Origin of the sequence: Litoreibacter sp. (genome assembly GCF_039974535.1) — a bacterium.
Classification (GTDB): domain Bacteria; phylum Pseudomonadota; class Alphaproteobacteria; order Rhodobacterales; family Rhodobacteraceae; genus Litoreibacter.
Window position 1 is genome coordinate 39,942 of record NZ_JBDWIU010000001.1, and the last position, 25,218, is coordinate 65,159.

The 25,218-nt window shown below is 52.3% G+C and carries 26 protein-coding genes; 10 read left to right on the plus strand and 16 right to left on the minus strand.

The features are described from left to right. From rsmG to hemJ, 5 genes are all read right to left on the minus strand, one after another. Positions 1-627, minus strand: a complete 627-nt coding sequence (gene rsmG / locus ABJN86_RS00165; RefSeq protein ID WP_348362898.1) for a 16S rRNA (guanine(527)-N(7))-methyltransferase RsmG — start codon at positions 625-627, stop codon at positions 1-3. Continuing rightward, the gene (mnmG, locus tag ABJN86_RS00170; protein WP_348362897.1) at positions 627-2,501 is read right to left on the minus strand and encodes a tRNA uridine-5-carboxymethylaminomethyl(34) synthesis enzyme MnmG; all 1,875 of its coding nucleotides are present in this window, start codon (positions 2,499-2,501) and stop codon (positions 627-629) included. Before mnmG ends, rsmG begins: the two co-directional genes overlap by 1 nt. A gap of 2 nt (positions 2,502-2,503) precedes the next feature. Beyond that, positions 2,504-3,784 (minus strand): tRNA uridine-5-carboxymethylaminomethyl(34) synthesis GTPase MnmE, encoded by a 1,281-nt coding sequence (gene mnmE / locus ABJN86_RS00175; RefSeq protein WP_348362896.1) that lies wholly within the window; start codon positions 3,782-3,784, stop codon positions 2,504-2,506. Between the two features lie 30 nt (positions 3,785-3,814). Further along, the gene (gene rho, locus ABJN86_RS00180) at positions 3,815-5,086 is read right to left on the minus strand and encodes a transcription termination factor Rho (protein ID WP_348362894.1); all 1,272 of its coding nucleotides are present in this window, start codon (positions 5,084-5,086) and stop codon (positions 3,815-3,817) included. Positions 5,087-5,211: 125 nt separating this feature from the next. Beyond that, positions 5,212-5,664 (minus strand): protoporphyrinogen oxidase HemJ, encoded by a 453-nt coding sequence (hemJ, locus tag ABJN86_RS00185; protein WP_348362892.1) that lies wholly within the window; start codon positions 5,662-5,664, stop codon positions 5,212-5,214. Between the two features lie 393 nt (positions 5,665-6,057). Here hemJ and ABJN86_RS00190 point away from each other — a divergent pair, with 393 nt between their 5' ends. Genes ABJN86_RS00190 through dnaQ form a run of 4 tightly spaced genes read left to right on the plus strand, consistent with a single transcriptional unit; the run spans position 6,058 to position 8,765 of the window. Beyond that, positions 6,058-6,657 carry a Maf family nucleotide pyrophosphatase gene (locus ABJN86_RS00190; protein ID WP_348362891.1) on the plus strand — a complete coding sequence of 200 codons (600 nt, stop codon included), beginning with the start codon at positions 6,058-6,060 and terminating at the stop codon, positions 6,655-6,657. Then, entirely contained in the window at positions 6,654-7,487 is an 834-nt protein-coding gene (locus tag ABJN86_RS00195) for a shikimate dehydrogenase (RefSeq protein WP_348362889.1), read from the plus strand. The genes ABJN86_RS00190 and ABJN86_RS00195 overlap by 4 nt, the downstream gene beginning before the upstream one ends. After that, positions 7,484-8,083 (plus strand): dephospho-CoA kinase, encoded by a 600-nt coding sequence (coaE, locus tag ABJN86_RS00200; RefSeq protein WP_348362888.1) that lies wholly within the window; start codon positions 7,484-7,486, stop codon positions 8,081-8,083. Before ABJN86_RS00195 ends, coaE begins: the two co-directional genes overlap by 4 nt. Then, on the plus strand, positions 8,076-8,765 hold the full coding sequence (gene dnaQ / locus ABJN86_RS00205) for a DNA polymerase III subunit epsilon (protein WP_348362886.1): 690 nt from the start codon (positions 8,076-8,078) through the stop codon (positions 8,763-8,765). The genes coaE and dnaQ overlap by 8 nt, the downstream gene beginning before the upstream one ends. A 2-nt stretch (positions 8,766-8,767) precedes the next feature. On the opposite strand, the gene secB is transcribed toward dnaQ, so the two are convergent. Both secB and ABJN86_RS00215 read right to left on the minus strand, forming a co-directional pair. Further along, entirely contained in the window at positions 8,768-9,268 is a 501-nt protein-coding gene (gene secB, locus ABJN86_RS00210; protein WP_348362884.1) for a protein-export chaperone SecB, read from the minus strand. A gap of 69 nt (positions 9,269-9,337) precedes the next feature. Continuing rightward, positions 9,338-9,826: an FxsA family protein gene (locus ABJN86_RS00215; RefSeq protein ID WP_348362882.1), complete on the minus strand. Its 489-nt coding sequence runs from the start codon at positions 9,824-9,826 to the stop codon at positions 9,338-9,340. A gap of 117 nt (positions 9,827-9,943) precedes the next feature. Between ABJN86_RS00215 and ABJN86_RS00220 the strand changes: the two genes are divergently transcribed. Genes ABJN86_RS00220 through ABJN86_RS00230 form a run of 3 tightly spaced genes read left to right on the plus strand, consistent with a single transcriptional unit; the run spans position 9,944 to position 12,232 of the window. After that, the gene (locus ABJN86_RS00220) at positions 9,944-10,600 is read left to right on the plus strand and encodes a Tim44/TimA family putative adaptor protein (protein WP_348362881.1); all 657 of its coding nucleotides are present in this window, start codon (positions 9,944-9,946) and stop codon (positions 10,598-10,600) included. 44 nt (positions 10,601-10,644) lie between these two features. Continuing rightward, positions 10,645-11,634, plus strand: a complete 990-nt coding sequence (locus ABJN86_RS00225; protein WP_348362880.1) for an MltA domain-containing protein — start codon at positions 10,645-10,647, stop codon at positions 11,632-11,634. A gap of 4 nt (positions 11,635-11,638) precedes the next feature. Continuing rightward, positions 11,639-12,232, plus strand: a complete 594-nt coding sequence (locus tag ABJN86_RS00230) for a Smr/MutS family protein (RefSeq protein WP_348362878.1) — start codon at positions 11,639-11,641, stop codon at positions 12,230-12,232. On the opposite strand, the gene ABJN86_RS00235 is transcribed toward ABJN86_RS00230, so the two are convergent. The 3 genes from ABJN86_RS00235 to hslU all read right to left on the minus strand — a co-directional run bounded on the left by ABJN86_RS00235 (position 12,215) and on the right by hslU (position 15,853). Further along, positions 12,215-13,438: an MFS transporter gene (locus tag ABJN86_RS00235; RefSeq protein WP_348362876.1), complete on the minus strand. Its 1,224-nt coding sequence runs from the start codon at positions 13,436-13,438 to the stop codon at positions 12,215-12,217. The genes ABJN86_RS00230 and ABJN86_RS00235 overlap by 18 nt on opposite strands. Beyond that, positions 13,438-14,343, minus strand: coding sequence for an alpha/beta fold hydrolase (locus tag ABJN86_RS00240; RefSeq protein WP_348362875.1), 906 nt, complete (start codon positions 14,341-14,343; stop codon positions 13,438-13,440). The genes ABJN86_RS00235 and ABJN86_RS00240 overlap by 1 nt, the downstream gene beginning before the upstream one ends. A gap of 190 nt (positions 14,344-14,533) precedes the next feature. Next, positions 14,534-15,853: an ATP-dependent protease ATPase subunit HslU gene (gene hslU, locus ABJN86_RS00245; RefSeq protein WP_348362874.1), complete on the minus strand. Its 1,320-nt coding sequence runs from the start codon at positions 15,851-15,853 to the stop codon at positions 14,534-14,536. Between the two features lie 161 nt (positions 15,854-16,014). On the opposite strand from hslU, the gene ABJN86_RS00250 reads away from it, so the two are divergent. Beyond that, positions 16,015-16,398, plus strand: coding sequence for a DM13 domain-containing protein (locus tag ABJN86_RS00250; RefSeq protein ID WP_348362872.1), 384 nt, complete (start codon positions 16,015-16,017; stop codon positions 16,396-16,398). Between the two features lie 3 nt (positions 16,399-16,401). On the opposite strand, the gene ABJN86_RS00255 is transcribed toward ABJN86_RS00250, so the two are convergent. Beyond that, positions 16,402-17,487 (minus strand): hypothetical protein, encoded by a 1,086-nt coding sequence (locus ABJN86_RS00255; protein ID WP_348362871.1) that lies wholly within the window; start codon positions 17,485-17,487, stop codon positions 16,402-16,404. Further along, the gene (hslV, locus tag ABJN86_RS00260) at positions 17,480-18,037 is read right to left on the minus strand and encodes an ATP-dependent protease subunit HslV (protein WP_348362870.1); all 558 of its coding nucleotides are present in this window, start codon (positions 18,035-18,037) and stop codon (positions 17,480-17,482) included. The genes ABJN86_RS00255 and hslV overlap by 8 nt, the downstream gene beginning before the upstream one ends. Positions 18,038-18,215: 178 nt before the next feature. On the opposite strand from hslV, the gene ABJN86_RS00265 reads away from it, so the two are divergent. After that, positions 18,216-19,412, plus strand: coding sequence for a Hint domain-containing protein (locus tag ABJN86_RS00265; protein WP_348362869.1), 1,197 nt, complete (start codon positions 18,216-18,218; stop codon positions 19,410-19,412). A gap of 71 nt (positions 19,413-19,483) precedes the next feature. On the opposite strand, the gene infB is transcribed toward ABJN86_RS00265, so the two are convergent. From infB to rimP, 4 genes are read right to left on the minus strand one after another with little or no spacing between them, the layout of a single operon-like run. Beyond that, a complete protein-coding gene (infB, locus tag ABJN86_RS00270; protein ID WP_348362867.1) occupies positions 19,484-21,988 on the minus strand; it encodes a translation initiation factor IF-2 in 2,505 nt (834 codons plus the stop codon). Next, entirely contained in the window at positions 21,985-22,620 is a 636-nt protein-coding gene (locus ABJN86_RS00275) for an RNA-binding protein (protein WP_348362866.1), read from the minus strand. Before ABJN86_RS00275 ends, infB begins: the two co-directional genes overlap by 4 nt. A 23-nt stretch (positions 22,621-22,643) precedes the next feature. Further along, a complete protein-coding gene (gene nusA, locus ABJN86_RS00280) occupies positions 22,644-24,266 on the minus strand; it encodes a transcription termination factor NusA (protein WP_348362864.1) in 1,623 nt (540 codons plus the stop codon). Next, positions 24,266-24,841 (minus strand): ribosome maturation factor RimP, encoded by a 576-nt coding sequence (gene rimP, locus ABJN86_RS00285; RefSeq protein ID WP_348362862.1) that lies wholly within the window; start codon positions 24,839-24,841, stop codon positions 24,266-24,268. Before rimP ends, nusA begins: the two co-directional genes overlap by 1 nt. Before the next feature lie 225 nt (positions 24,842-25,066). On the opposite strand from rimP, the gene ABJN86_RS00290 reads away from it, so the two are divergent. Beyond that, on the plus strand, positions 25,067-25,207 hold the full coding sequence (locus ABJN86_RS00290; protein WP_348362861.1) for a hypothetical protein: 141 nt from the start codon (positions 25,067-25,069) through the stop codon (positions 25,205-25,207). Positions 25,208-25,218 lie beyond the last annotated feature (11 nt).

A 25,218-nucleotide genomic window follows, 5' to 3' on the forward strand; every position in this document is an offset into this window, starting at 1 on the left:
TCACGCTCGCCTGAGATTGTTTACCTGCAAAAGCGCTGAATCATTACTTGTAACGCTTTCATACTTCTTAACGTTGAAGTCCCACATATTACGCGCCATGTCCAGTTCGGCCTCATGACTGGCGCCCTTTAAAAACAATGCTGTTCCATCTTTTTTCAAGTGTTTTTCTGTCATTTCCAGCAAGTTTACCAACGGCGCCAGCGCTCGTGCAGTCACCACGTCCGCACATTGTTCCGGAGCATTTTCTACCCGCTCCGAAAGCACATCTACTTCAACGCCCATTTCTCGTGCTGCAGCCATTAAAAACGATGCCTTTCTGAGATCTGACTCGATAAGGACAACGGAAAGCTCTGGTAATTTTTCAGCCGAGATCGCCGCGACCACCAAGCCAGGAAACCCTCCGCCAGACCCAAAATCCGCCAGCTTTGTTGCTTCTTTAGGGATTTGGGAAAAAACCTGCGCTGAATCGAGAAAATGCCTCGTCCACATATCGGGGATTGTCGACTTAGAGACGAGATTAATCTTGCTCGTCCATTTAGTTAACAAAACCTCATATATTTTCAGCCTCTCTAATGTTTCACGTGAAACATTTTGACTGTTGGCGAAGCTCTCTTCTCCTATAGACATTATGCAGAACGCGCTCCTGAAGCCTTAATATTACCCAAAATAAGAGTCAGAGCTGCCGGGGTAACGCCGTCAATCTTAGCAGCATGTGCAAGCGACCGAGGACGAGCTTGCTCCAGCTTTCCCTTTAACTCGTTTGAAAGACCCGTAAGCCCTCTATAGTCGAAATCATCGGAAATGAGCGTTTCTTCGTCTCGACGTAACGCAGCCGCATCTCTGTTCTGGCGCTCGATATAGTTCGCGTAGAGCGCGTCCCTCGCCAACTGAGTTACAACTTCAGGATCACAAGTAGCGCCAGCAGGAAGCAATGGCGCGATATCCTTAGGTGTTACCCCTGGAAACGACAGAAGCTCAAATGCTGTGCGCCGTTTACCGTCTTTGTTCACTGTAAGCCCAACACGTTCCGCTTCTTGCGGTGTCACGCTAACACTGGTCATCTCACCTCGAAGTTTCGCAAGCTTCTCTTTCTTTTCAAAGTACTTAGCCGCTCGCTCTGGGCCTACACAACCAAGCGCTACCCCCACCTCGGTAAGGCGTTGATCAGCATTGTCAGCCCTCAACGACATGCGAAACTCGGCTCTAGATGTGAACATCCGATACGGTTCTTGCACACCACGCGAAACCAAATCGTCAATCATGACGCCGATGTATGCCTCAGCCCGACTCAAAACAAACTCGCTCTGGCCTTTGGATCTTCGAGCGGCATTAATTCCCGCCACAAGACCTTGAGCAGCGGCTTCCTCATACCCCGTTGTCCCGTTAATCTGACCCGCCAGAAACAAACCAGGTACGGATCGCATCTCCAGAGTATGTTTTAAAGCTCGCGGGTCTATGTAATCATACTCAATAGCATAACCGGGTTGCAGAATCTTTGCCGCTCCAAGCCCTTGAATCGACCTCACGTACTCTTCCTGAACCTCAACGGGAAGAGACGTAGAAATTCCATTTGGATAGACAGAATTGCTATTAAGGCCCTCGGGTTCAAGAAATACCTGATGGGAGGTTTTTTCTGCGAAGCGAACAACCTTATCTTCTATCGAAGGGCAGTAACGGGGACCCACCCCATCAATATGACCCCCATACATCGCAGACCGATTCAGGTTTTTCCTAATGATTTCATGAGTTTTTTCACTCGTATGCGTAATTCCGCAAGATATTTGTTCCGCAACGACTTTTGACGACAGGAACGAAAACAGCTCTGGCTGATCATCACCTGGCTGCATTTCCAAAACGGCCCAATCGATTGTATCGCTTGCCAATCTAGGTGGAGTTCCCGTCTTAAGGCGACCCATATCAACACCAAAGCTATCAATCCGCTCCGCCAACTTGATTACAGGATCATCTCCAACGCGGCCACCTGGTCTGGACACATCCCCGATGTGGATTATGCCACGAAGAAATGTGCCTGCTGTCAGAACCACCGTTTCGGCGGAAATCTCAGAGGAATCTGAAAGGATGACTCCCGCAACAACGCCCTTTGACACAATCAGGTCCGCAACTTCACCCTCTAGCACCGTTAAATTCTCTTGTGACGCGGTAAAGTTTTGTATCGCAGCCCTATACAGGGAGCGGTCCGCCTGTGTTCGCGGCCCCTGCACTGCCGGCCCCTTACGTCTGTTCAATAAACGAAACTGAATCCCCGCCGCATCTGCAGCGCGTCCCATGATTCCATCCAAAGCGTCGATTTCGCGAACCAAATGCCCCTTACCCAATCCACCGACCGCCGGATTGCAGGACATAACGCCGATCGTTTCGGCCTTCTGAGTGATCAACGCCGTACGCACGCCGGTGCGAGCAGCAGCATGTGCCGCCTCTGATCCAGCGTGACCCCCGCCGACCACGACTACGTCAAATGATGAATGTTTCACGTGAAACACTCCTATTTACCAAGACAAAAACTTGCGAATATCTCATCCAAAAGGGATTCGACATCCACGCGACCTATCATACTTTCTAATGCGCGGACAGCCGTACGGAGCTCTTCTGCAGCTATTTCAGCTCGCTCCATCCCGAATTGAAGCTGAAAATCACATGCTGTGAGAGCCTCAGACGCACGCATCAACGCTATCCTATGCCTTTCTCGTATAGCCAGCCCAGCCCCTGCTGCCCTGTTCTCGAGAACTATATAGATCTCCTCAAGAAGCTCCTCTACGCCATCACCGGTTAACCCTGAAACCCCAGACCCATGTTGGTCAGATTTACCTTGAACAACTATATCTCCGAATTTCTCCTCTAGAGGTAACTCAGATGGCGTTGAGCCCACCAAGAATACTCGCTGATCTGCCATTTCTGCCCGATCAACCGCTCGACGAATACCAATTGCTTCCACTTCATCCGTTGTTTTGCGCAATCCCGCCGTATCCAAAAACGTTACCGGTAGGCCTCTAAGGTCCATGCGAACTTCGATAATATCACGAGTAGTTCCCGCAACTGACGACGTAATTGCAGCCTCACGTCCAGCAAGCGTATTCAGAAGCGTGGATTTACCAATATTCGGCGGTCCAACGATAGCAACCTCAAAACCATCTCGAATTCGCTCAGCAATACCTACCCCTTTTGCCATCCCTTCAAGCTCTGCTCGAACTCCAGAGGTTAACTCCCGGACTTCGGGAGCCACATCGACAGGTACATCTTCATCCGCGAAATCTATTGTTGCCTCAAGCAAAGCCGCAGCGCGGATCAAGTCAACCCTCCAACTCTCCGCTTTATCACCAAGTTCACCACTGAAGACTCGTACAGCTTGTCTACGCTGAGCTTCCGTTTCAGCTTCAATCAGGTCAGCAAGCCCTTCGACCTGAGCGAGATCGAGGCATCCGTTCTCCAACGCGCGCCGCGTGAATTCCCCGGGCTCAGCTAACCGCAGCCCATCCATATCACCAAGAAGTACAAGCACCGCAGACACAATGGCAGGGCTTCCATGGAGCTGAAACTCTACCACATCTTCACCTGTGAAGCTCGCCCCATGAGAGAAGCTTAACACCAATGCTTGGTCGATAAGATCACCCGAAGCATCTCGCAGATTAGCAACCGTTGGCTTACGAACAGGTATGGTTCTACCAGCCAAAGCCTCAGCGGCATCAAAGGCCTTAACCCCTGAAACCCGCACTATGGATACACCGGCCTTACCCCGAGCAGTAGCTAGAGCAAATATCGTGTCCATATCTATTACCTTACTGTTTTAAAACAGAAATTAGGTGTTCATTGAATCGAAGAAGTCATCATTAGACTTGGTTTGTTTCAACTTACCAATCAAGAACTCAATCGCATCTGTTGTCCCCATCGGGTTCAAAATACGTCGCAGAACAAAGGTCTTCTGCAGGTTGTTCTTATCAACTAGCAATTCTTCCTTACGCGTACCCGACTTAAGAATATCCATAGCAGGGAAGACGCGTTTATCAGCCACTTTGCGATCCAAAACGATCTCAGAGTTACCAGTACCTTTGAATTCCTCAAAGATGACCTCATCCATCCGAGATCCGGTATCAATCAGCGCCGTAGCGATTATTGTAAGGGAACCACCCTCCTCAATGTTCCGTGCAGCCCCAAAGAAGCGCTTAGGCCGCTGTAGAGCGTTCGCATCCACACCACCCGTCAATACCTTACCAGATGACGGCACCACGGTGTTAAAAGCGCGTCCTAGACGGGTAATCGAGTCGAGCAAAATGACAACATCACGTTTGTGCTCTACCAAACGTTTGGCCTTTTCAATCACCATTTCCGATACACCAACGTGGCGCGTTGCTGGCTCATCAAACGTAGAGCTTACAACCTCACCCTTAACGGAGCGTTGCATGTCTGTAACTTCTTCAGGACGCTCATCGATGAGTAGAACAATCAAATAGCACTCAGGGTGGTTTTCTTCGATCGAGCGCGCGATATTTTGCAACAGAACTGTTTTACCAGTACGCGGTGGCGCTACGATTAAGGAACGTTGCCCCTTACCGATTGGCGCTACAAGATCAATAATCCGAGCGGACCGGTCTTTAACCGTTGGGTCCTTGTGCTCCATCGTCAAACGCTCATCCGGATATAGCGGCGTCAGGTTATCAAAAGACACTTTGTGACGCGCCTTTTCAGGGTCCTCAAAGTTAATCTTCGTAACCGAAGTCACCGCAAAATAGCGTTCCCCTTCCCCAGGGGCGTTCATTACTGCTTCCACTGTATCGCCAGTGCGAAGCGAATGTTTGCGGATCATCTCAGGAGAAACATAAATATCGTCCGGGCCCGGCAGATAGTTGGCTTCTGGTGAACGCAGGAAACCGAACCCATCTTGAAGAACTTCCAAAACCCCATCGCCGGAAATTTCCCAGCCTTCCTCTGCCTGTTCCTTGAGAATCGAGAACATGATGTCCCCTTTCCGCATGGTCGAGGCATTTTCGATTTCCAGCTCCTCAGCCATAGCCACCAAATCAGCGGGGCTTTGTTTCTTGAGGTCAGCGAGATTCATCTTGTCTTCAGACATAAGGGATCACCCAATTCAGGTGGCTAGTTCAGCCAAGTCAGAAATATACAGTTCAGGGGTTTAACACAGCCGGACGGCTATTTGGCCTCGTGGATACCTATGAAGTCTCATTAAGTCAATCAGACTCAGAACGGACGCGCGATAACCATAACTACGATGATAATCATAAACACTGTCGGAATTTCATTCATCAAACGATAAGTCCGACCTTCAAGTACATTTGCCCCATGAATGAAGTCCTTACGCCTTTTTCCAAGCCAATGATGAAACCAAGTCATCCCAAGTACCGCCGTAGCCTTTACCCAAGGCCATCCATCAGACCAGTCGACGACACCTGGAGTGAAGACCAGCGCCAATCCAAAGAACCACGTACATATCATTGCAGGGTTCATAATCACCCTAAGCAACTTGTATTCCATCATTTGAAACAATTCGTCTGTCTCAGACCCTGTTTTCACTTTTTCCGTATGATGAACAAACAACCTTGGTAGATAGAACAAACCCGCCATCCAAGAGATGACTGACATGACGTGCAGACTTTTGGTCCAAGGGTAAATCTCTGCAAGAAAATCGATCATGGCACCTCACTCTCAGTTTCCCTTCTTAAATAAATAAAGAAGAAAGAAAAGATGATGTTGTTAGTAGGTACGGTGGATAGTGTGGATCAAATACTTGTCCACTGAATCTTAGTAATGAATCTAAAGTTCTACACAGGAAAACGAATATAAAAATTATTGTTTATTAACAATAGCTTAATTTAATTTTGGGTGAGGTAAAGTCTGTGGATAAACACTGTATCATAATAGAAACCAGCATCTTTACTCACAACACTGAATTCCGCTGTCCACACGGGAAAACCACAAGATCAAAATTCGAACAATGTGGGTAAATCAAGAAGGATAGATCTACCCAGTGGATAAGCCATCCAAAGCGCAATATATATCCCTTAGCTTTCCCTCAGAGTTATCCACATGACACGCCAGATTATCCTAGCCTCAGGTTCCACCACACGACAATCAATGCTGCGTCAGGCCGGAGTTGAATTCACTTCAATCTTGGCTCGAGTAGATGAAGATAGCATTAAAGCATCACTACTGGCGGAGGAAGCGAACCCACGGGACATCGCCGATACATTGGCAGAGTTCAAAGCCAGGCGTGTTGCCGATAAAAACCCAGAAGCGCTTGTGATTGGTAGTGACCAAGTGTTGGAGCTAGAGCGGGAAACCCTCTCGAAACCCTCTTCGCCAGAAGAGGCAATTGCTCAACTAACCAAAATGTCGGGCAAGCAGCATAAACTGCTATCTGCCGTAGTAATCTATGAGGATGCGAAACCAGTTTGGCGAACGGTAGGACAGGTAAGGCTAATGATGCGCACCCTTAATCCACCCTTCATCGAAAGCTATGTATCCCGAAATTGGGAAGAAATTCAGCACTGCGTAGGCGCCTACCAGCTAGAGGCAGAAGGCGCGCGACTTTTCGCTAGGGTTGACGGAGACTATTTCACGGTGCTCGGTATGCCGCTATTAGATGTATTAAGTTATCTTACTATGTCAGGAGCAATAGACGGATGAGCAACGATACAGTCCTCTTGGCAGGTGTAATTGGTCACCCGATTAGTCAAAGCAAGTCCCCAGTTCTGCATGGCCATTGGCTTAGCCGTTACGGCATCAAAGGTCATTATATCCCTATGGATATTTCAAGTGTGGATCTGCCTCATGTCTTGAATAATTTGCCTAAGATGGGGTTTCGTGGGGTGAACGTTACACTTCCCCATAAGGAAAGTGTGTTGGATATTGCTGATGTGATTTCTGATAGAGCAGCTTTGATTGGTGCGGCCAACACCCTGACGTTTCAAAACGACGGTAAACTGCACGCGGACAATACGGATGGCATTGGTTTCATATCTAATTTGAAACAAGAGGCGCCTAACTGGGACCCCAAAGCTGGCCCTGCGTTGGTATTGGGGGCAGGGGGCGCGTCACGGGCGATTGTAGCAGCCCTGCTGCATGAAAAAGTACCTGAAGTAATCCTGACCAACCGTACCCGTGCCCGAGCAGATGCGTTGAAAGCGCACTTTGGTGGCAAGATCAAAGTCGTAGATTGGACCCAAGCCGCAAATCAGCTTGGGGAGGTCTCTACATTGGTGAATACCACCGCCTTGGGAATGACCGGCAAGGAAGATTTGAAACTGAATTTAGATGCTCTGACATCCAAAACGCTTGTGACCGATATAGTCTATAACCCGATGATCACACCGTTACTGGCACAAGCCCGAGAACGCGGGTGCTTTGCTGTGGATGGGCTTGGTATGTTGCTTCACCAAGCCGTACCAGGGTTTGAGCGCTGGTTTGGCCGTGCACCACAAGTTGACGCAGAATTGCGCCGCGCTGTTTTGGGATGACCTCAAGTTGCTTTGTTCTGGGCCTGACAGGCTCCATCGGTATGGGCAAGTCCACCACTGCACAGATGTTCCGCGACCTATCAGTTCCGGTTTGGGATGCGGATAAAACGGTTGAAGCCCTTTATTCTAAAGAGGGTTTAGCTGTGTTGGCGTTGCAAACACTTGACGCTAGTTACGTGCGTAATGGTGCGGTTGACCGTGCGGCGATCAAGCAAGCAATTGCAACAAACCCTGAAGCCCTAAAAAATATCGAGGCGGTAGTTCATCCACTAGTCAGGGAAAACCGCGAGGCGTTTCTAGAGCTGCACGCTGACAGCAAGCTCGTCGTATTGGATATCCCACTATTGTTTGAGACCAATACCCAAGTTGGTGTCAATGCGGTGGTGGTGGTCACTGCCCCCGCGGATGTTCAGCGGCAAAGAGTGCTTGAACGAGACACAATGACCCCAGAGGTATTTGAAGCGATCCTTGCAAAGCAACTTCCCGATGATGAGAAACGCAAACGTGCCGACTACATTATCGAGACGTTGACCCTTGAAGGCACCAAGGCCGACGTGACATCTTTGGTCGAACTACTGAGGGCCAAACATGCGTGAAATCGTACTAGATACCGAGACCACCGGCTTTGAGCCCGGCGAAGGTGATCGCATTGTGGAAATCGGCGCGGTCGAGCTGTTCAACCACATGCCTACTGGCAAGGTGTATCACCAGTATATCAACCCAGAACGCGCAATGCCTCAGGGTGCGTTTGAGGTTCACGGCCTTGGCGATGACTTTCTTCGTGACAAACCGGTATTCAAAAAGGTTGGCCAAGCGTTTTTGGATTTTGTGGGTGACGCTAGAATGGTTATCCATAACGCTGCGTTCGATATGAAATTCCTTAATGCGGAACTGGGCTGGGCGGGTTTTCGCCTTTTACCAAACGACCAGGCACTTGATACCTTGGCAATCGCTCGCAAAAAGTTCCCCGGGTCTCCGGCAACGCTTGATGCGTTGTGTCGGCGGTTTGGGATCGACAACTCCGCACGCGAAAAACACGGCGCGCTTCTTGATAGTGAGATTTTGGCAGAAGTGTATCTGGAGCTGATCGGCGGGCGACAACCAGACTTGGTTCTGTCGTCAACGTCCGGTGGTGGTTCTGGGAAAGAAAACTCGGCCTCAAGCTGGCGAGCATCTCCAAGACCGGAAGCGCTCCCCTCTCGGATCACCGAGGAAGAACGCGCCGCCCATCAAGCCTTTGTAGACAAGTTGGGCGACGACGCTTTGTGGAAATCGTAGACTTAAGCGTCTGCGGTTTTCGCAGCTGCTTCGGCTTGCGCACGACGCGCTAGCTCGTTGCGGTACAGCGCGAGGAAGTCGATGGTTTCCAAGTTCAGCGGCGGGAAGCCACCGTCACGAGTCACATCAGATACGATGCGGCGCATGAATGGGAACAACATGCGTGGGCATTCAATCATCAGATACGGGTGCATTTGTTCATCTGGCACATTTTCAACATGGAAGATGCCTGTGTACTCAAGCTCCAACAAGAAAATTGGTTTACCTTCGCCAGTAGTTTTCGCGTTTACTTCAATTTTTGTGGTTACTTCAAATTGATTGTCGTCGCTGCGCTTTTTCGCATCGAGGTTAACCTGTACCTGAATGTCAGGTGTTTGGTCACCTTCGCCTAGGCCCTTTTGGGCGGCGATGTTCTCAAAAGACATGTCCTTAACGAACTGCGCCAAAACTTGCATGCGGGGTGGTGTGGGGGCGGCGGCTGCCGCGCCGTTTTCTTCGGCCATCTTTGGCGTCTCCTTAAAGGGGCAAATTAACTTGGTGGGTGTTTAACAGGTCATGGCTCGCGCCTCAACTCAATGGCGCGTCCAACCTGATGGCGGATTATGCGTCGGGCGAGGTGCGTCATCATCTATATCGGCGAAATCACCATCAATTACGTCGCTGTTGGCTGTTGGCCGCTCTTCGCGACGATAATTGGTTTGAACGAAGCTTTGAACCTTCACTTTATTGCGAAGCCAGTGAAAAAGGGCCAGCCGAACGGGCGGAACTAGCAAGGCGAACCCCACGGCATCCGTAAAGAAGCCCGGTGTTAGCAATAACAACCCCGACGCAAGGATCATTGCGCCGTGGGCTAGGGATTCGGTGGGATCTTGGAATTCTTGCAAGTTGGATCGTATCTGCGACATGGCCATAAGCCCTTGTGCACGAACAAGAAACGTACCTAACATCGCTGTTAGAATTACTATTCCTAGCGTTGGCCATAGGCCCAACCACCCGCCGACTTGGATGAATAACCCAATCTCAACGATCGGAATTGTTACGAAGAGTAAAAATAGCCACATGGCAAAGCCTGTTCCTAATAGAGCGTCTGGTGGACTTGTGTCCCCCTAGCACCTACATAAGAGGCTGACATCCAATTTGCCAACTTTCCGGCACACAGAGGCGTTGAAGAGCAAACTATGATCGAACTTCTAGTCTTGGCGGGCATTGCCGTCTTTTTAATTCTAAAGCTGAAATCAGTTTTGGGCACACGCGAAGGCTTCGAGAAGCCTCCACTCCCTATGCCGTCCTCGAACGAGCCTGCCCAACAGGCACGTCAAAGGTTCGAAGTTATTGAAGGCGGGGCAGATCGCGATATCACAGACCACGTTGACGAAGATAGCGATGCGGCCAAAGCGTTGGCCGACATGAAGCGCATCGACCAAACTTTCGGTGTCAGCGATTTTCTTGGTGGTGCACGCGGTGCCTATGAGATGATTTTGATGGCCTTTGAGCTGGGCGAAATTGATGACATTGCGCCGTTCTTGTCTGGCGATGTCCTTGAAGCTTTTGAGGGTGTGATCGAGCAGCGCGAAAAAGAAGGCCTGCTGGTTCAAGCAAACTTTGTTGGTGTTCGTGAAATGACCCTGCTCGATGCAGAGTTCGACCAAGACACCAAAGAGGGTGAGTTGAAGGTGAAATTCGTAGGTGAGCTTACTTCAGTGGTTCGCGACTCTGCAGGTGACATTGTTGAAGGCGATCCAAACGAGATCAAGCGCGTGAAAGACATCTGGACCTTCTCCCGCATCATGGGAAGTGATGACCCGAATTGGCAATTGGTCGCAACTGGGGAATGAGGCATGTCCGGCGGGCAGCAGCGGTATTGGCGTTGGGGGCGATTATGACCCTCAACCCAGCTGACGCCGCGCCGACATATGAAATTCTCAAGTTCGATGATTTAGAAGGTTGGGTCGAAGACGACCACGCCGCCGCCCTCACGGTTTTTCTAGAGACCTGCGCTGATATCAAAGATCCCGAGTGGGCAACTCTATGTGCGTTGGCGACCAGCCAACCCTCGGCGCGTACGTTTTTCGAGCTATTTTTCCGCCCCGTTTTGATAAATGGCGAAGAAGATGCGCTGTTCACTGGTTACTTTGAACCAGAACTGCGAGGATCGCGCAATCGAGGCGGGCCCTATCAATACCCGCTTCACCGGAAGCCACCCGAAGTGAAAAACGGCACCGCTTGGAGATCGCGCCGCGAGATTGAGGAGCAAGGCCTATTGGAGGGGCGTGGCTTGGAGTTGGTTTGGATCGATGATCCAGTGGAAAAGTTCTTCCTGCAAGTACAAGGCTCGGGTCGAGTAAAGTTGGCCGAAGGTGGTGCGATGCGTGTGGGCTATGGGGGCAAAAACGGCCATGAGTATAAGTCCGTCGGTAAGGAGCTGATCCGCCGCGGAATTTATGAGCCGCACCAAGTATCTGCGCAGGTGATCCGTAACTGGGTAAAGCGCAACCCTATCGATGGCGCTGAACTGTTGCGGCACAATCCGTCATATGTGTTCTTTCGCGAAGTGTCCGAGGTCCCCCCGCATAAGGGACCGTTAGGGGCGATGAACCGGTCTATCACGCCCATGCGCTCCATCGCGGTTGATCCGAGTTTTAATCTTTTGGGCAGTCCTATTTGGGTTGAGAAATCGGGTGCTGACCCGATTAGGCGTTTGATGATCGCGCAGGACACTGGCTCTGCCATTAAAGGTGCTCAGCGAGCGGACATTTATTATGGCACCGGAGACCAAGCCGGTCGCGACGCGGGTCATATCCGTGACCGTGGTCGCTTGGTTACTTTAATGCCTATTCAAACCGCATATACCTTAGCGCCAGGCGGTTAACTTGATGAAGCGCGGCAAACGAACCCTGAACGCCGAAGAGCAAGAGCTCTGGGCGCGTGTCACCGAGACGGCTATCCCAATGCCGGTGCACGCCAAGGCAAAGGTTGCCGTCAGCACTGCCAAAGCCAAGGTTCCTGACCCAATTTCACCTCGTTCAATCAAATCATTCCGGTTGGGGGAAAAGGCGTCCACAAAGGCTGCGAAACACAATCTGTCCCCAAGTTTGGAGCAGCAGTTCGCGGAGTCTACCGTGGCGATGGACAAGAAGGCGTTCACCCGCCTCAAGCAAGGAAAGCTCAGCCCCGAGGCGCGGCTTGATCTGCATGGTATGACGCTGGAACAGGCGCACCCAATGCTAAACCGTTTCATTCTGGATGCGCATGCTCAGGGTAAGCGGCTGGTGCTGGTCATCACTGGCAAAGGGAAAAGCCGCGATGACTTTGGTCCCATTCCGACACGCCTTGGCGTCCTTCGCCATCAAGTCCCACAGTGGTTTCATCAGCATCCATTAAAGCCACATATCTTGCAGGTCGCGCAAGCCAGCTTAAAGCATGGTGGATCGGGTGCGTATTACGTCTATCTACGCCGCACGCGTTAGTTTCGATCCGGCGCTTCGCAGCCCAGTTACGGCGAAGACGGTTGCGATGACCATATAGGCGGATACCCAGATCATTTGCCGGCTGTAGTCGACGCCAAAATCAATGATTAACCCCGTTAATCCGGGTCCGATGGCTGACCCGAAAACCATGAATGCTGTCGCCATTGCTTTGATGCTTCCTAAGTGACGTGTGCCAAAAGCCTCTGCCCAGAAGGCCGAGGGTAGGGTGGCTTGCATGCCTGATGTCATGGCGAAGAACGCGATCCCGATAGCGCCAACGATCAGCGTTTGTCCTTGTGAGAAGATCAGGAATCCCAAAGCCAAAGGCAATGTGTAGAGCGGCATCATCCGAATAGACCCAAAGCGGTCAATTGCAAAACCCGATAGGATCATTGAGCAGACAGCGACGCCGGTATAGACGGGAAACAGGCCTACTAGGTCAAAATGGCTCCATCCTTTTACTTCAGCCAAATGGACCTGAAGGAAGAAGAATGCCGTGCCAAATGCAGGTGGACCGATAAACACGGGCACAACCATCCAAAACATTGGCGAAGTCAGTACCTCAAACCTTGTCCAATGCCGACCGCCCATGCCAGCGACCTGATCATCTGATGACGTGGATTGTGGTGTCCGTTCTTGACGAAGCAGGAGGAAAATAACCGGTGAAATCAGGATCAGAGATCCAGCTGCAACCAACCAAGAGCTACGCCATCCTATCCACCCCATGAGTGCTACAAAAACTATCGGGAGTACGGCCTCAGCGATGGAAAACCCAAAACTCGCGATTGCCAGCGCGCGTCCACGGGTGGCGGTGAACCACCGCGACATTGCGGTGCTGGCAACATGTGTGGACATGCCTTGTCCCATCAACCGCAGCACGAAGATTAGGACCACCAACATTGGCAAAGACGACACAAAGGACATAGATGCGCAGGCTACGGCAAGCACCAATAGGACGAGCGGTCCCAGAATTCGAACGCGAAAACGATCCGTGAGCGACCCCGCCCAGATCATTGTGGCGGCGGAGCAGAGTGTTCCCAGCATGTAGATGCCGCCCCATGCGGCATGCGTCAGACTAAACTCTGCCCGAATTTCACCCGCAAAGATCGATAAGAAGAACGTCTGACCAAAAGAGGATGAAAAGGTAAGAACCAACCCTGCACTAAGCCAATTTAGATTGCTGCGGACAAACCGAAGCGTCTCCATTATCGGCTCGTTACAGGAGAAAGAATCAAAGCGGTGGTATTTTGAACCGTCAGAACCGTGCCGGGCAGTAAGCCAGTGCGCCCGCCATCCCCTGAAAGTGCGGCATCCAGGTCAGGCACTTGACCAAGTAGCTTCAAAAGCGCTGGGGAGTTGGCCGTGGCGAAATGGTTCAAGCCACCTTCGCTGAACGCAGTTATGTCGATGTAGGTGATGTCGTATTCGGAAATCGCTTCGATATTCTCGAGACGCCCAAGACGGTTTTTCTGACCAGTTAGGCGTTCAATCAAAAGCAAGGCCCGATCCTTTTGGGATGAGAAGATGATAAACGGGTCGGGCAGTTTCTTGATAGCGTCAGCCTGTGTCTTGAACAGATCAAGGTCGATGTCGGGTGACATCAAGACTACCCCGCCAACACGGTTGGTTACCTTGGTTTTGCCCGTGATGCTGAGCTCTCTTAGAGTTTCCATTGTGATTAACGAACCAAGAGAGTGCGCGACCAGAATGATGTTGTCTGCGTCAGATTTCGCGACCTCTTCAATCATGCGCCGCAAGCCATCGCGGGCAAACAGCGCACTGTCGCGGTCGTATGCGTAGGCCAATGGGTTGGCAGCGGAGGGCCAGGAATAGGACATGACCACACCTGGAAGACCAAGATCATGGCTCATTTGAGCGATGCGGTAGAGGCCATCACTAAACCGGTTGTTGAAACCATGAACGAAGATGATCACATCACGGTCGTCAGCAGGCCTACTTGCGAGTGTTCTGTTCAGATTTGCCCGCATTTCTGCGCCGCTGCTATAGGCTGACGTGCTGGCCAGTAAGAAGTGCTTTTTGGGGTCGGGTTTCTTGTTTGGCCATTCAATGCGGCCTGCTTTGTGAACTAAAGGAATGGATACATCTGCCATGCCGTATTGCGATGTTCGTGCGCGACCTGTCCCAAATGGTAGCTGGTCTATGTTTCGTGTTGTTGAAAAGAACACGGGCCGCACTGATGCGGGGTCTTCTCCTACCGGTACGCGCGCCAGTCCGCCTGTATGGGTACAAGCGGCAAGAAGCAGGGTAACTGCGAGTAGGAGAAGTCTGACATTCACCGGACTACAACACGTATCTGCTAAGATCGGCCGACTTGCTAAGCTCACCTAAATGCTGCTCGACGAATTCGGCGTTCACAGTGATTTCGTCACCAGAGCGATCTGGCGCAGTGAAGCTAAGCTCCTCAAAAACCCGTTCCATGACAGTGTACAATCTACGCGCCCCGATATTTTCTACCGACTGGTTCACCTCTGCAGCTATGCGCGCCAAAGCTGCGATGCCGTCATCGGTGAAAGACACGGTAACCTCCTCAGTACCCATAAGGGCAGTGTATTGGCGAGTAAGCGCGTTGTCGGTTTCAGTCAGGATGCGAACGAAGTCCTCTTCCGTTAGGGCACGTAATTCCACGCGAATAGGAAGGCGCCCTTGCAGCTCAGGCAGCAGATCGGAAGGTTTGGCGATGTGAAATGCACCAGATGCAATAAATAGCACGTGGTCTGTTTTTACAGGGCCGTGTTTGGTTGAAACGGTGGTGCCTTCGATCAAGGGAAGCAGGTCGCGCTGTACACCCTCGCGACTGACGTCCGCACCGCGGGCATCTGCTCGGGCGCATACTTTGTCGATCTCATCCAAGAACACGATGCCATTTTGTTCAACGGCCTCAATGGCATTTTGCGTGACGGTCTCTTGATCCAAAAGCTTATCCGCTTCGTCGGCCACTAAAACCTCATAGGAGTCGGCGACCTTCAACTTACGCTTTTTGGTATTGCCACCCATGGCTTTGCCAAACAAATCGCCAAGGTTCATCATGCCCGGACCGCCACCCATGCCGGGTTGCCCGGGGACTTCGAACATTTGAAAGGGGTTGCCGCCGCTGCTCTCGGCTACATCCAGCTCGATCTCTTTGTCATCCAATACGCCATCACGCAGTTTCTTGCGGAACATCTCGCGCGTGCCTTCACGTGCGTCTGTTCCTGCTAACGCGTCGATTACGCGCTCTTCTGCGGCTTCATGAGCCGCTGCCTTGACGTCTTCGCGCATGTGTTCGCGGGTCATGACGATAGCTGCGTCTACCAAATCGCGCACGATTTGTTCTACATCGCGACCAACATATCCAACTTCGGTGAATTTTGTGGCTTCGACTTTTAGGAAGGGTGCACGCGCTAGCTTGGCCAAGCGGCGCGAGATTTCGGTTTTGCCAACGCCAGTTGGTCCGATCATCAAGATGTTCTTTGGGTAAACCTCGTCGCGTAGGTCGTCCGCGAGCTGTTTACGGCGCCAGCGGTTGCGCAATGCTACGGCAACAGCCCGTTTGGCGTCGTTTTGTCCAATGATGAAGCGGTCAAGCTCGGACACTATTTCGCGTGGAGTCAGGTCGGTCACGTTAGCATTCCTCGATGTTTGCATGTGTTTTAGACTTATGGTCGATGCCCCGCAACTTGAAGGGCTTGTTTCACATGTCCTGACTTTTGCGTGTAAGGGGTTTCGCTGAATGAGTTTTCGAAGAATACTCTGCCAATCGTATCAAACTTTGGAGCTTTCTCATGATTTCTCGTCGAAACGTCCTACGCGGCGCACTTGCAGTTTCTACTGTTTCCGTATTGCCAGCTTTTGCGGGCGGCCATGGCCGTATCGGTACATTTAAAGGTGCAAGCAACCACGTCACAACAGGCCGTGCGGAATTGGTTAAGTCTGGCTCCGGCGGGACTGTGGAACTTTTGGGTGATTTCACATTTGACGGCGCACCTGATCCAAAAGTTGCTCTGGGCAAAAACGGCTACGACCCAAAAACACTGATGGGTCTGCTGAAGTCCAACAAAGGTGCTTCCTCTTACAAGCTTCCAAAAGGCATCAACCCAGACGACTACAATGAAGTCTGGATCTGGTGTGAAAAGTTCAACGTCCCATTGGGCGTCGCTAAGCTGTAAAAGTTACTCCGACACCGCCAACCCGTCTTCATAGGGGGGTAGGCGGTGTTTTCCAGGAAAACTGGGCAATAGCCCAAGCAACCACGCACGGGTCTGCGTCCAGAATGCCCCTAGCGAGGTTACAAACAACCCAAGCACAAGCATTGTTATGACAGGGGCCCATTCAGTTCCTGTTTCACTTATGGCGGAGGCTAGAAGCAACCCCATATAGATCAACCCTGCGGTTAGAAAACTGCGACGGTCGATAATGACAGCTAGCAGGGTGAACATTGCCAATACGATGACGGCGAGGCTGGTTCCGACGCCACCGCCCAACTGGTAGTTCGACATTACCAGCGTGTTCACCAATGCAGGGGCCGCAAGTATGTGGAGCCAAAATGCTGAGGCGGATTTACGGCTAACCCTGTGAGGGTCCTGTAGGTCAAACCACAATGCACTTAAAAAGGCGCAGACCCCGAATATAAGGGTACCAACGGCCAAGTAAGGCTTGTTTCGCAGGTCAAAGACGTCGGTAAGCTCGTTGTATGCTAGCCCTTGCTCGGCGTTTGTGGCGTCAACAAGCCCCGCCATAAATAGGATGCCAAACACGCCCAGTACGAACATCGAGAAAGGAAGCTTGAAGTACCGATAGTATGCCGCCATCGACGCCATTCCTATGGTGCCGATGAGTATGGATTTCGCTGGCGTGTGAGCCTCAGCGTCATCGATCAATACAGCGTATAATAAAGCCAAAAGGCTAAGCGCAAAGGAGATACATAGGGCTATGGACGGCAATGACATGCGCCGCCGCTTCGTGAAATATAGTGCGAGACTCCATGACAGCGCTAAAGCGACGAAGGGAACGAGTGCGACATCACCCATTAGCGCGGACAGGCTAAGCAAGCCCGCCATCAAGAGGCCCAAACCCACGGTCACGAAAATTTCAGCAAACCCTTTGAATAGCTCAAACGGTTCATCATCGCCGATCATGTTGGCGCGGTAGCCTTGTCTTTGATCAGACAGGATCATCAACTTGCTGGCCTGCGCCTCATCCAAAACGCCCGAAGCGACAGCGGCGCGAAGATCGTCACGGGTAACACCTTCACCCATCGATAGTCTCCACGGTCAGGTTTCCATTTGTGTAGACGCAGATTTCAGCCGCAATTTTCATAGCGTCCCGAGCCACGGTTTCAGCGTCTTTGTCGCTGTCCATCATTGCGCGCCCTGCTGCTAACGCGAAGTTCCCGCCCGATCCGATTGCGGTGACGTCATGTTCCGGTTCCAGCACATCACCCGCACCTGTGATAACGAATAGATCTGTGCCGTCGGTCACGATCAACATGGCCTCTAGGTTCTTCAGGTATTTGTCCGTACGCCAGTCTTTCGCCAGCTCGACTGCCGCGCGTGCTAACTGACCGGGAACAGCTTCAAGCTTACTTTCCAAGCGCTCCAACAAGGTAAACGCGTCGGCTGTGGAGCCCGCAAAGCCCGCGATAACATCCATTCCCCCCGGAGACAGCCGCCGTACCTTGCGCGCAGTACCTTTCATCACGGTTTGACCGACGGATACTTGTCCATCGCCGGCGATGACCACCTTGCCACCTTTGCGAACGCCGATGATTGTGGTGCCGTGCCAGCCGGGGAATGTGTCGTCGGACATGCTGCTCTCCTTTGTTTCTTGAGGTTATATAGTCATGGATGACTCCAAGCGCAAAGGCGTGATCAAGATCACGGCTCTTCTAAAATCTTGAGGGTGTCTAGTAATTCCCCGTAAATTTATGCTTTGATTGCATTAAGTTAGATTCGTTGCAGACGATTTAAAACAATTGAGAACAGCAATGCCTGATTTATTACTGGGCGGCATAGCGATCAACGAAGTCCTCGTAGATCCTAATGGCGCGAATGATTTTGATACCGATGGAAACGGCTCGGCTGTCGGCCGAGACGAGTTTATTGAGTTCATCAACTTGTCAGGCAGCGCAATTGATATTTCTGGTCTGGAGCTGTGGGACGCTGGTCGCGACAATTGGTTTACCTTTCCAAGCGGCACTATTTTGGAACCGGGTGCGACGGCGCTTGTGGTCCGAGATATTCAGGCCGGTGGTAGTTTGCCAAGTGTTTCTGGTGACAATCTGGCTTTTGATGCTAATTTTATAGGGAATGTTTTTAACAACAATGGCGACAACATTGTTGTCTATGACCCTGTAAACGATGAGTACATTCAAGCGACCTATAATGGCGATACGCTGGATGACCCGACAACGGGCACCACATACGATGGGTTTTCTAGCACCGCGACACGGGTCGGCGCGGGTGAAGATTTTGGCTTGGACCAAGACGGGTTATCGGTCCAACGCGGAAGCAATGGATTTACCAATAATAGCACCCCAACGCCTGGGTCAGCAAATGTTTGCTTTGCCTCTGGGACAGTGTTGGGCACGCCTACAGGTTTCAAAGCTATTGAGCAGCTGCGAGCAGGCGATTTGGTTGCCACCCGTGACAGTGGGTATCAGCCAATCCGATGGATTTTTGCCCGAAAGGTGACGCAAGCCGATTTGAGTGCTGATAAATATCTAGCGCCGATATTCATTGACCCTACCATTTTGGGCATGCCCAAGGTGAAGCGTCCTCTTGGCGTGTCGCGTCAACATAGGCTTTTGGTCACAGGAAAGATCGCCAAAAGAATGTATGGGGAGAGCGAGGTTCTTATACCGGCCAAAGACCTGCTGAAATGCGATGGCGTAACCATTCAGACCCCCAATACTGAGTTCTACTATTTTCACATTTTGTTGGATGAACATCACATTCTAAGCGCGAATGGGGTAGCTGCCGAAAGCCTGTTTCTTGGACCGGAATCTCTTAAAACGATCTCGACTGAAGCTTGCGGAGAGCTCGGTATTCTTTTCCCTGATACTTTGGGCGATGCTTTGCTTAACCGCTTTAACTCGGCACGACAGTTGAAGTCGGGTCGCAGAGCGCGGAATTTGGTGAAGCGCTATTCCAAAAACTCTAGGATGCCGCTTGCATTGTTCTGATTACAGACTGGTTTAACAAAAAAGGCCCCGACATTGCTGTGCGGGGCCTTTTTGAATTTATGTAGCGGAGCTTAATCCAGCGTACGTTCAACTTCTTCGCGGGTGAAGATCTCGATCACATCAGCAGGGCGGATGTCGTCGTAGGCTTCAAACGCCATGCCGCATTCTTGTCCGGACTGAACCTCTGGCACTTCGTCCTTGAAGCGCTTCAGAGTCTTCAGCGTACCTTCGTGGATAACAACGTTGTCGCGTAGCAAGCGTACACCAGCGGAGCGGCGGGCCACCCCTTCGGTCACAATACAACCAGCAACTTTGCCAACGCCGGTAACTTTGAAGACTTCTTTGATCTCGGCGTAACCGATGAAGTTTTCTTTGATCTCGGCAGACAGCAGGCCAGAGGCGGCTTGCTTCACGTCATCCACAAGGTCGTAGATGACCGAGTAGTAACGGATCTCCACGCCCTTTTGGTTGGCGGTGTTGCGAGCCGGTGTGTTGGCACGAACGTTAAAGCCAAACACTGGCGCGCCGGATGCCTCGGCCAAGCCGATGTCGCTTTCCGTGATCGCACCAACACCGGAGTGCAGTACGCGGACGCGAACCTCGTCGTTGCCGATTTTCTCCATCGCTTGAACGATCGCCTCGGCAGAACCCTGAACGTCGGCCTTCACCAAAATTGGCATCTCGGTCAGGTTTTCGTCGTCCTTGGCTTTCGCCATCAGTTGCTCAAGGGTTGTTGCGGCACCAGCGGCGGCGCGTTTGTCCTTGGCAGCTTTTTCGCGGTATTCAGCGATTTCACGGGCCTGAGCTTCGGTGTCCACAACGTTCAAAACGTCGCCAGCTTCTGGTGTGCCGTTGAGGCCAAGAACCTCAACCGGAACAGATGGGCCAGCTTCTTTGATGCGGTCGCCTTGGTCGTTGATCAGGGCACGAACCTTACCGTATTGCTCGCCCACAACGAAGATGTCGCCTTGGCGAAGCGTGCCGTTCTGAACCAGAACAGTCGCAACAGGGCCGCGGCCAACGTCAAGCTGTGCCTCGATCACAGCACCGGAAGCGGCGCGATCAGGGTTGGCTTTCAGTTCCAGAATTTCCGACTGAAGCGCGATGGCTTCGAGCAGAGTATCCAGACCTTGGCCAGTTGTCGCGGACACTTCGACGTCTTGCACTTCGCCGGACATCTTCTCAACGATCACTTCGTGCTGAAGCAGGTCGGTGCGAACTTTGTCTGGGTTAGCGTCGGGTTTATCGACTTTGTTGATCGCAACAATCATCGGAACGCCAGCCGCTTTCGCGTGATGGATCGCCTCGATTGTTTGCGGCATAACCGCGTCGTCTGCAGCCACAACCAGCACAACAATGTCGGTTACCTGTGCACCACGAGCACGCATCGAAGTAAACGCCGCGTGGCCCGGTGTATCAAGGAACGTCAGCAAGCTGCCGTCTTGGTCGACCTGATAAGCACCAATGTGTTGCGTGATGCCGCCAGCTTCGCCAGCAGTTACGCGGGCGTTGCGGATAGCGTCGAGCAGCGATGTTTTGCCGTGGTCAACGTGGCCCATGATGGTGATCACAGGTGCGCGTGCGGACAGGTCTTTATCGTCGTCGTCGATTTGAGTGATGACGTCTTCAACATCCGAATCCGATACGCGAACAACCTTGTGGCCAAACTCTTCGATGATCAGCTCAGCGGTATCTGCGTCGATAGTTTGGGTCTGAGTTGCCATGATTCCATTGGTCATCAGGGCTTTCACAACATCCGCAACACGTTCGGACATACGGATAGCCAATTCAGAAACCACGATGGCTTCTGGCAATTGTACGTCACGGACAACCTTTTCGCGCTCAACAGAGCCGCCCATCGCCTTTTGACGTGCGCGTTCTTGTTTACGCTTCATTGCAGCCATGGACTTGTGACGGCCATCGCCGCCGCGCAAAGCTTGGTTCAGCGTTAGCTTGCCAGAGCGGCGGGCGTCGTCGTTGCGATTCTTCGCGTTTTTGTTGTCGCGGTCGTCACGATCACGGCGTGCAGGTGTTGGCGCAGCTTTGCCCCCACCACGTGGGCCCGATGGTGTAACAGCAGGCTCGCCTGGTGCAGAAGCAGCCGGAGCGGCAGCAGCTGCGGGAGCCGCAGCGCGTGTCTTGGCTTCTTCGGCTTCGCGTTTTTTGCGGGCCTCTTCCTCAGCTTTTGCCTTAAGGGCATCTTCGCGTTCTTTTTCTTCGCGTTCCTTGGCTTCAGCTTCGGCGCGGCGGCGTTCGCGGCGTTCTTGCTGCTCGGCCTCTTCGCGTGCGCGGCGTTCGGCGTCGGCTGCCTCTTGTTCTTTGGCGGCCTGAAGCGCTTTCATGCGGCGATCCATTTCAGCATCAGAGATGCCGGCAGGGCGCTTGGAAGGGTCACCCACCGAAGGGGATCCAGTAATGGATGGTTTCGCACCACCGGGTTTTGGAACCATTACGCGCTTGCGCTTGGTTTCCACCACCACGTTCTTGGTCCGCCCGTGGCTGAAGCTTTGCTTCACGTTGCCGGGACGTGCGCCTGAAGAAAGGCCTAGGGGTTTTTTACCGTCACTATCGCTCATGCGTCGTCTTTTCCTTTCGGGCGGGATTTCTTTCCGCCGCTATGTCCGCGGACACCTTTCAGCTTGATGCCCTCAACCTTTATCTGTCGGCTGAGGCCACCTGCCGTTAAGGCGCCATGTATCACACTTTCCCGACCGAATGCCAAACCCAATTCCTGAGAGGTCAAACAGCCAATAAAAACGTCTTTTCCGGGAGGCGAGTGAAGCTTAGATTTGCCCCGCTCCGACCCATCACTTGCTTGTATCAAGAGGGTAGCGAACTCGTTTTCCAACAGGCTCTTTACCTTCTCGTATCCGGTAACCGCTTGTCCCGCTTTGCGCGCGAGAGAGATCAGATCAACCAAGCGACGTGCCAACAGTTTTTCGGTCTGCTCGAACAATCCTTCCGGCACGCTCACCTGCTCCTTGGCGGAGCGAGAAAACGCTTTCGTCTTGATCGCCTTTTGCAAGGCGTCCTTATCTGCGCTCACCCAAATGCCACGACCGGGCAATTTGTTGCGAACGTCTGGTACGGCCTGACCTTCTGGCCCTACCACAAAACGGATCATCAAAGCTGGGTCACGCAGCTCTCCCGTAGCGATACAACGTCGCTCTGGGCCGTTTTGCTCTTTTTCCTGACCGCCGCGGCTCATGCCGGGATCCCTGAGGCCTGAAATCAGGCCTCAGCCTCCGTGGTGTCTTCGGAAGCTTCTTTAGTTTCTTCTTCCTCAGAAACCAAATCAGCAGGATCGACCCAGCCAAGCTGGATACGGGCAGTCATTACCATGTTTTGCGCTTCTTCAAGCGACACATCGAAGGGCTCTAGAACGCCGTCATCTTTGGAGCGTTCGCCATTCACTGTGGTCCAGCCACCGGCCAGCTCCCAGTCAGCGCAGGTTGCAAAGTCTTCGAGCGTTTTGACATCATCGTTCGCCAACGCTTCTACCATCTGTGGTGTCAGGCCGTCGAAATCAATGAGGCTGTCTTCGGCACCCAATTCGCGGGCCGCTTCCAAAGCTTTCTTAGCAGCTGCTTCCAGATAGTCGCGGGCACGGGCCTGCAACTCGGAGGCGGTGTCGCTGTCGACGCCGTCGATGACCAGCAATTCGTCAACTTCAACATAGGCAACTTCTTCAAGCGATGTGAAGCCTTCAGACACCAGCAATTGTGCGAAGAACTCGTCGAGATCCAGCGTGTCCATGAACAGTTTTGTGCGAACTTCGAACTCGGCCTGACGACGTGCGGATTCTTCTTCCTCGGTCATGATGTCGATGTCGAGGCCGGTGAGTTGCGACGCAAGGCGTACGTTTTGACCGCGGCGACCAATCGCCAAGGACAGTTGCTCTTCTGGAACAACAACTTCGATACGCTCGGCTTCTTCGTCCAAAACAACCTTGGAAACTTCAGCAGGCTGAAGCGCGTTCACCAAGAATGTTGGCTGGTCTTCGTTCCAAGGGATGATGTCGATCTTCTCGCCTTGCAGCTCGTTCACAACAGCCTGAACGCGGGAGCCGCGCATACCAACACAAGCACCGACAGGGTCGATGGAGTTGTCGTTGGAGATCACAGCAATCTTCGCGCGGGAACCTGGGTCGCGGGCCACGGCCTTGATCTCGATGATGCCATCATAGATTTCTGGCACTTCCATCTTGAAGAGCTCTGCCATGAACTGAGGGTCGGTTCGCGACAAGAAGATTTGCGGGCCACGTACTTCGCGACGCACGTCTTTGATGTAGACGCGGATGCGGTCGTTCGGGCGGTAGCTTTCGCGGCCGATTTTCTCGTTGCGGCGCAGGATGGCTTCGCCACGACCGATGTCGACGATAACGTTGCCGTACTCTTCGCGTTTGACCTGACCGTTGATGATAGTGCCGGCCTTGTCTTTGAATTCTTCGTACTGACGATCACGCTCAGCTTCGCGCACCTTCTGCAAGATAACTTGCTTGGCGGATTGCGCGGCGATGCGGCCCATCTCAACTGGTGGCACTTCGTCAACAATTGTGTCGCCAACTGCCGGATCATCAAGGTAGTCCTTGGCGTCTTCTACGTTCAATTCAGCGCGGTCGTTTTCGATCATGTCGTCTTCAACCACGGTGCGAACGCGGGTGAATGTCGCTTTGCCTGTCTTGCGGTCGATAGAGACGCGGATGTCCAGCTCAGCGCCGTAACGCGACTTAGCTGCACGGGCGAGGGATTCTTCCATCGCTTCGACAACCAGTTCTGGGTCGATCATCTTCTCGCGTGCAACAGCTTCTGCGGTTTGCAGCAGCTCGAGTTGGTTGGCTGAAGTAATTGCCATTAGTCGTCTCCTTCGCCATCGACGATTTGTTGAACTTCGTCGAATTGGGTTTCGTCAATTTCGCCCGCATCTTTGCGGTTTTTAAGTACGTCGCGGATCAGTTCGTCAGTCAGAACCAATTTCGCGTCAGTGAGCCATTCGAATTTCAGGCCGATTGTGCCTTCCTCGATGGTAATCAGAACTTCGTCGCCCTCTACGCCAGCAAGCTGGCCTTTGAAGCGGCGGCGGCCATCAATCAATTCCTCGGTTTCGATCTTCGCCTCGTAGCCGTCCCACATGCCGAAATCTTTAAGGCGCGTCAGGGGGCGGTCGATGCCGGGGCTGGAGACCTCCAGATTGTATTCACCGGAAATCGGGTCTTCTACGTCGAAGATCGCGGAAAGCGCGGTGGAAATTTTGGCGCAGTCATCAACTTCAATGCCGCCCTCAGGTTTTTCAGCCATGACTTGCACGATATCAGCCTTGCCGGTCTGCAAACGCATCCGCACAAGTTCGTAGCCCAAATCCTCGATTACGGGTTGGGCGATTTCGGCCAGACGACGGTCAATGGCGGCTTTGGCGATCAGATCAGACATGGCATCCTTAGAGGCACAAAAAAACGGGCGCGCGGCCCGTTGATGTTTCCCGGTGGGCGCTGGGGGTGGAAGCCAGCGCGCCGCTGTTGAGGTGGATATAGGGGAACAAGCCTGAGTCTGCAAGTTTTGTTTGGGATTGTTCTGATGACAGCCACAAACGGGTCCAAAAACTGCCTCATTCCAAAATTAACCATTCTCTAGTTTAGTTAGAAGGAAACGGAAAAAATGGATTTTAGCAGCTTTAGCGCACTTGTCTCAGTTGGTGGTGGTGCATTCTTGTGTGGCGTTGCCGTCATGTATGTCGCAATGAACCGCACTTGGAAGAAACGGGATGCGGAACGCGCAGAGCGCACAACCGCAGCCTAAGAAAAAACGCC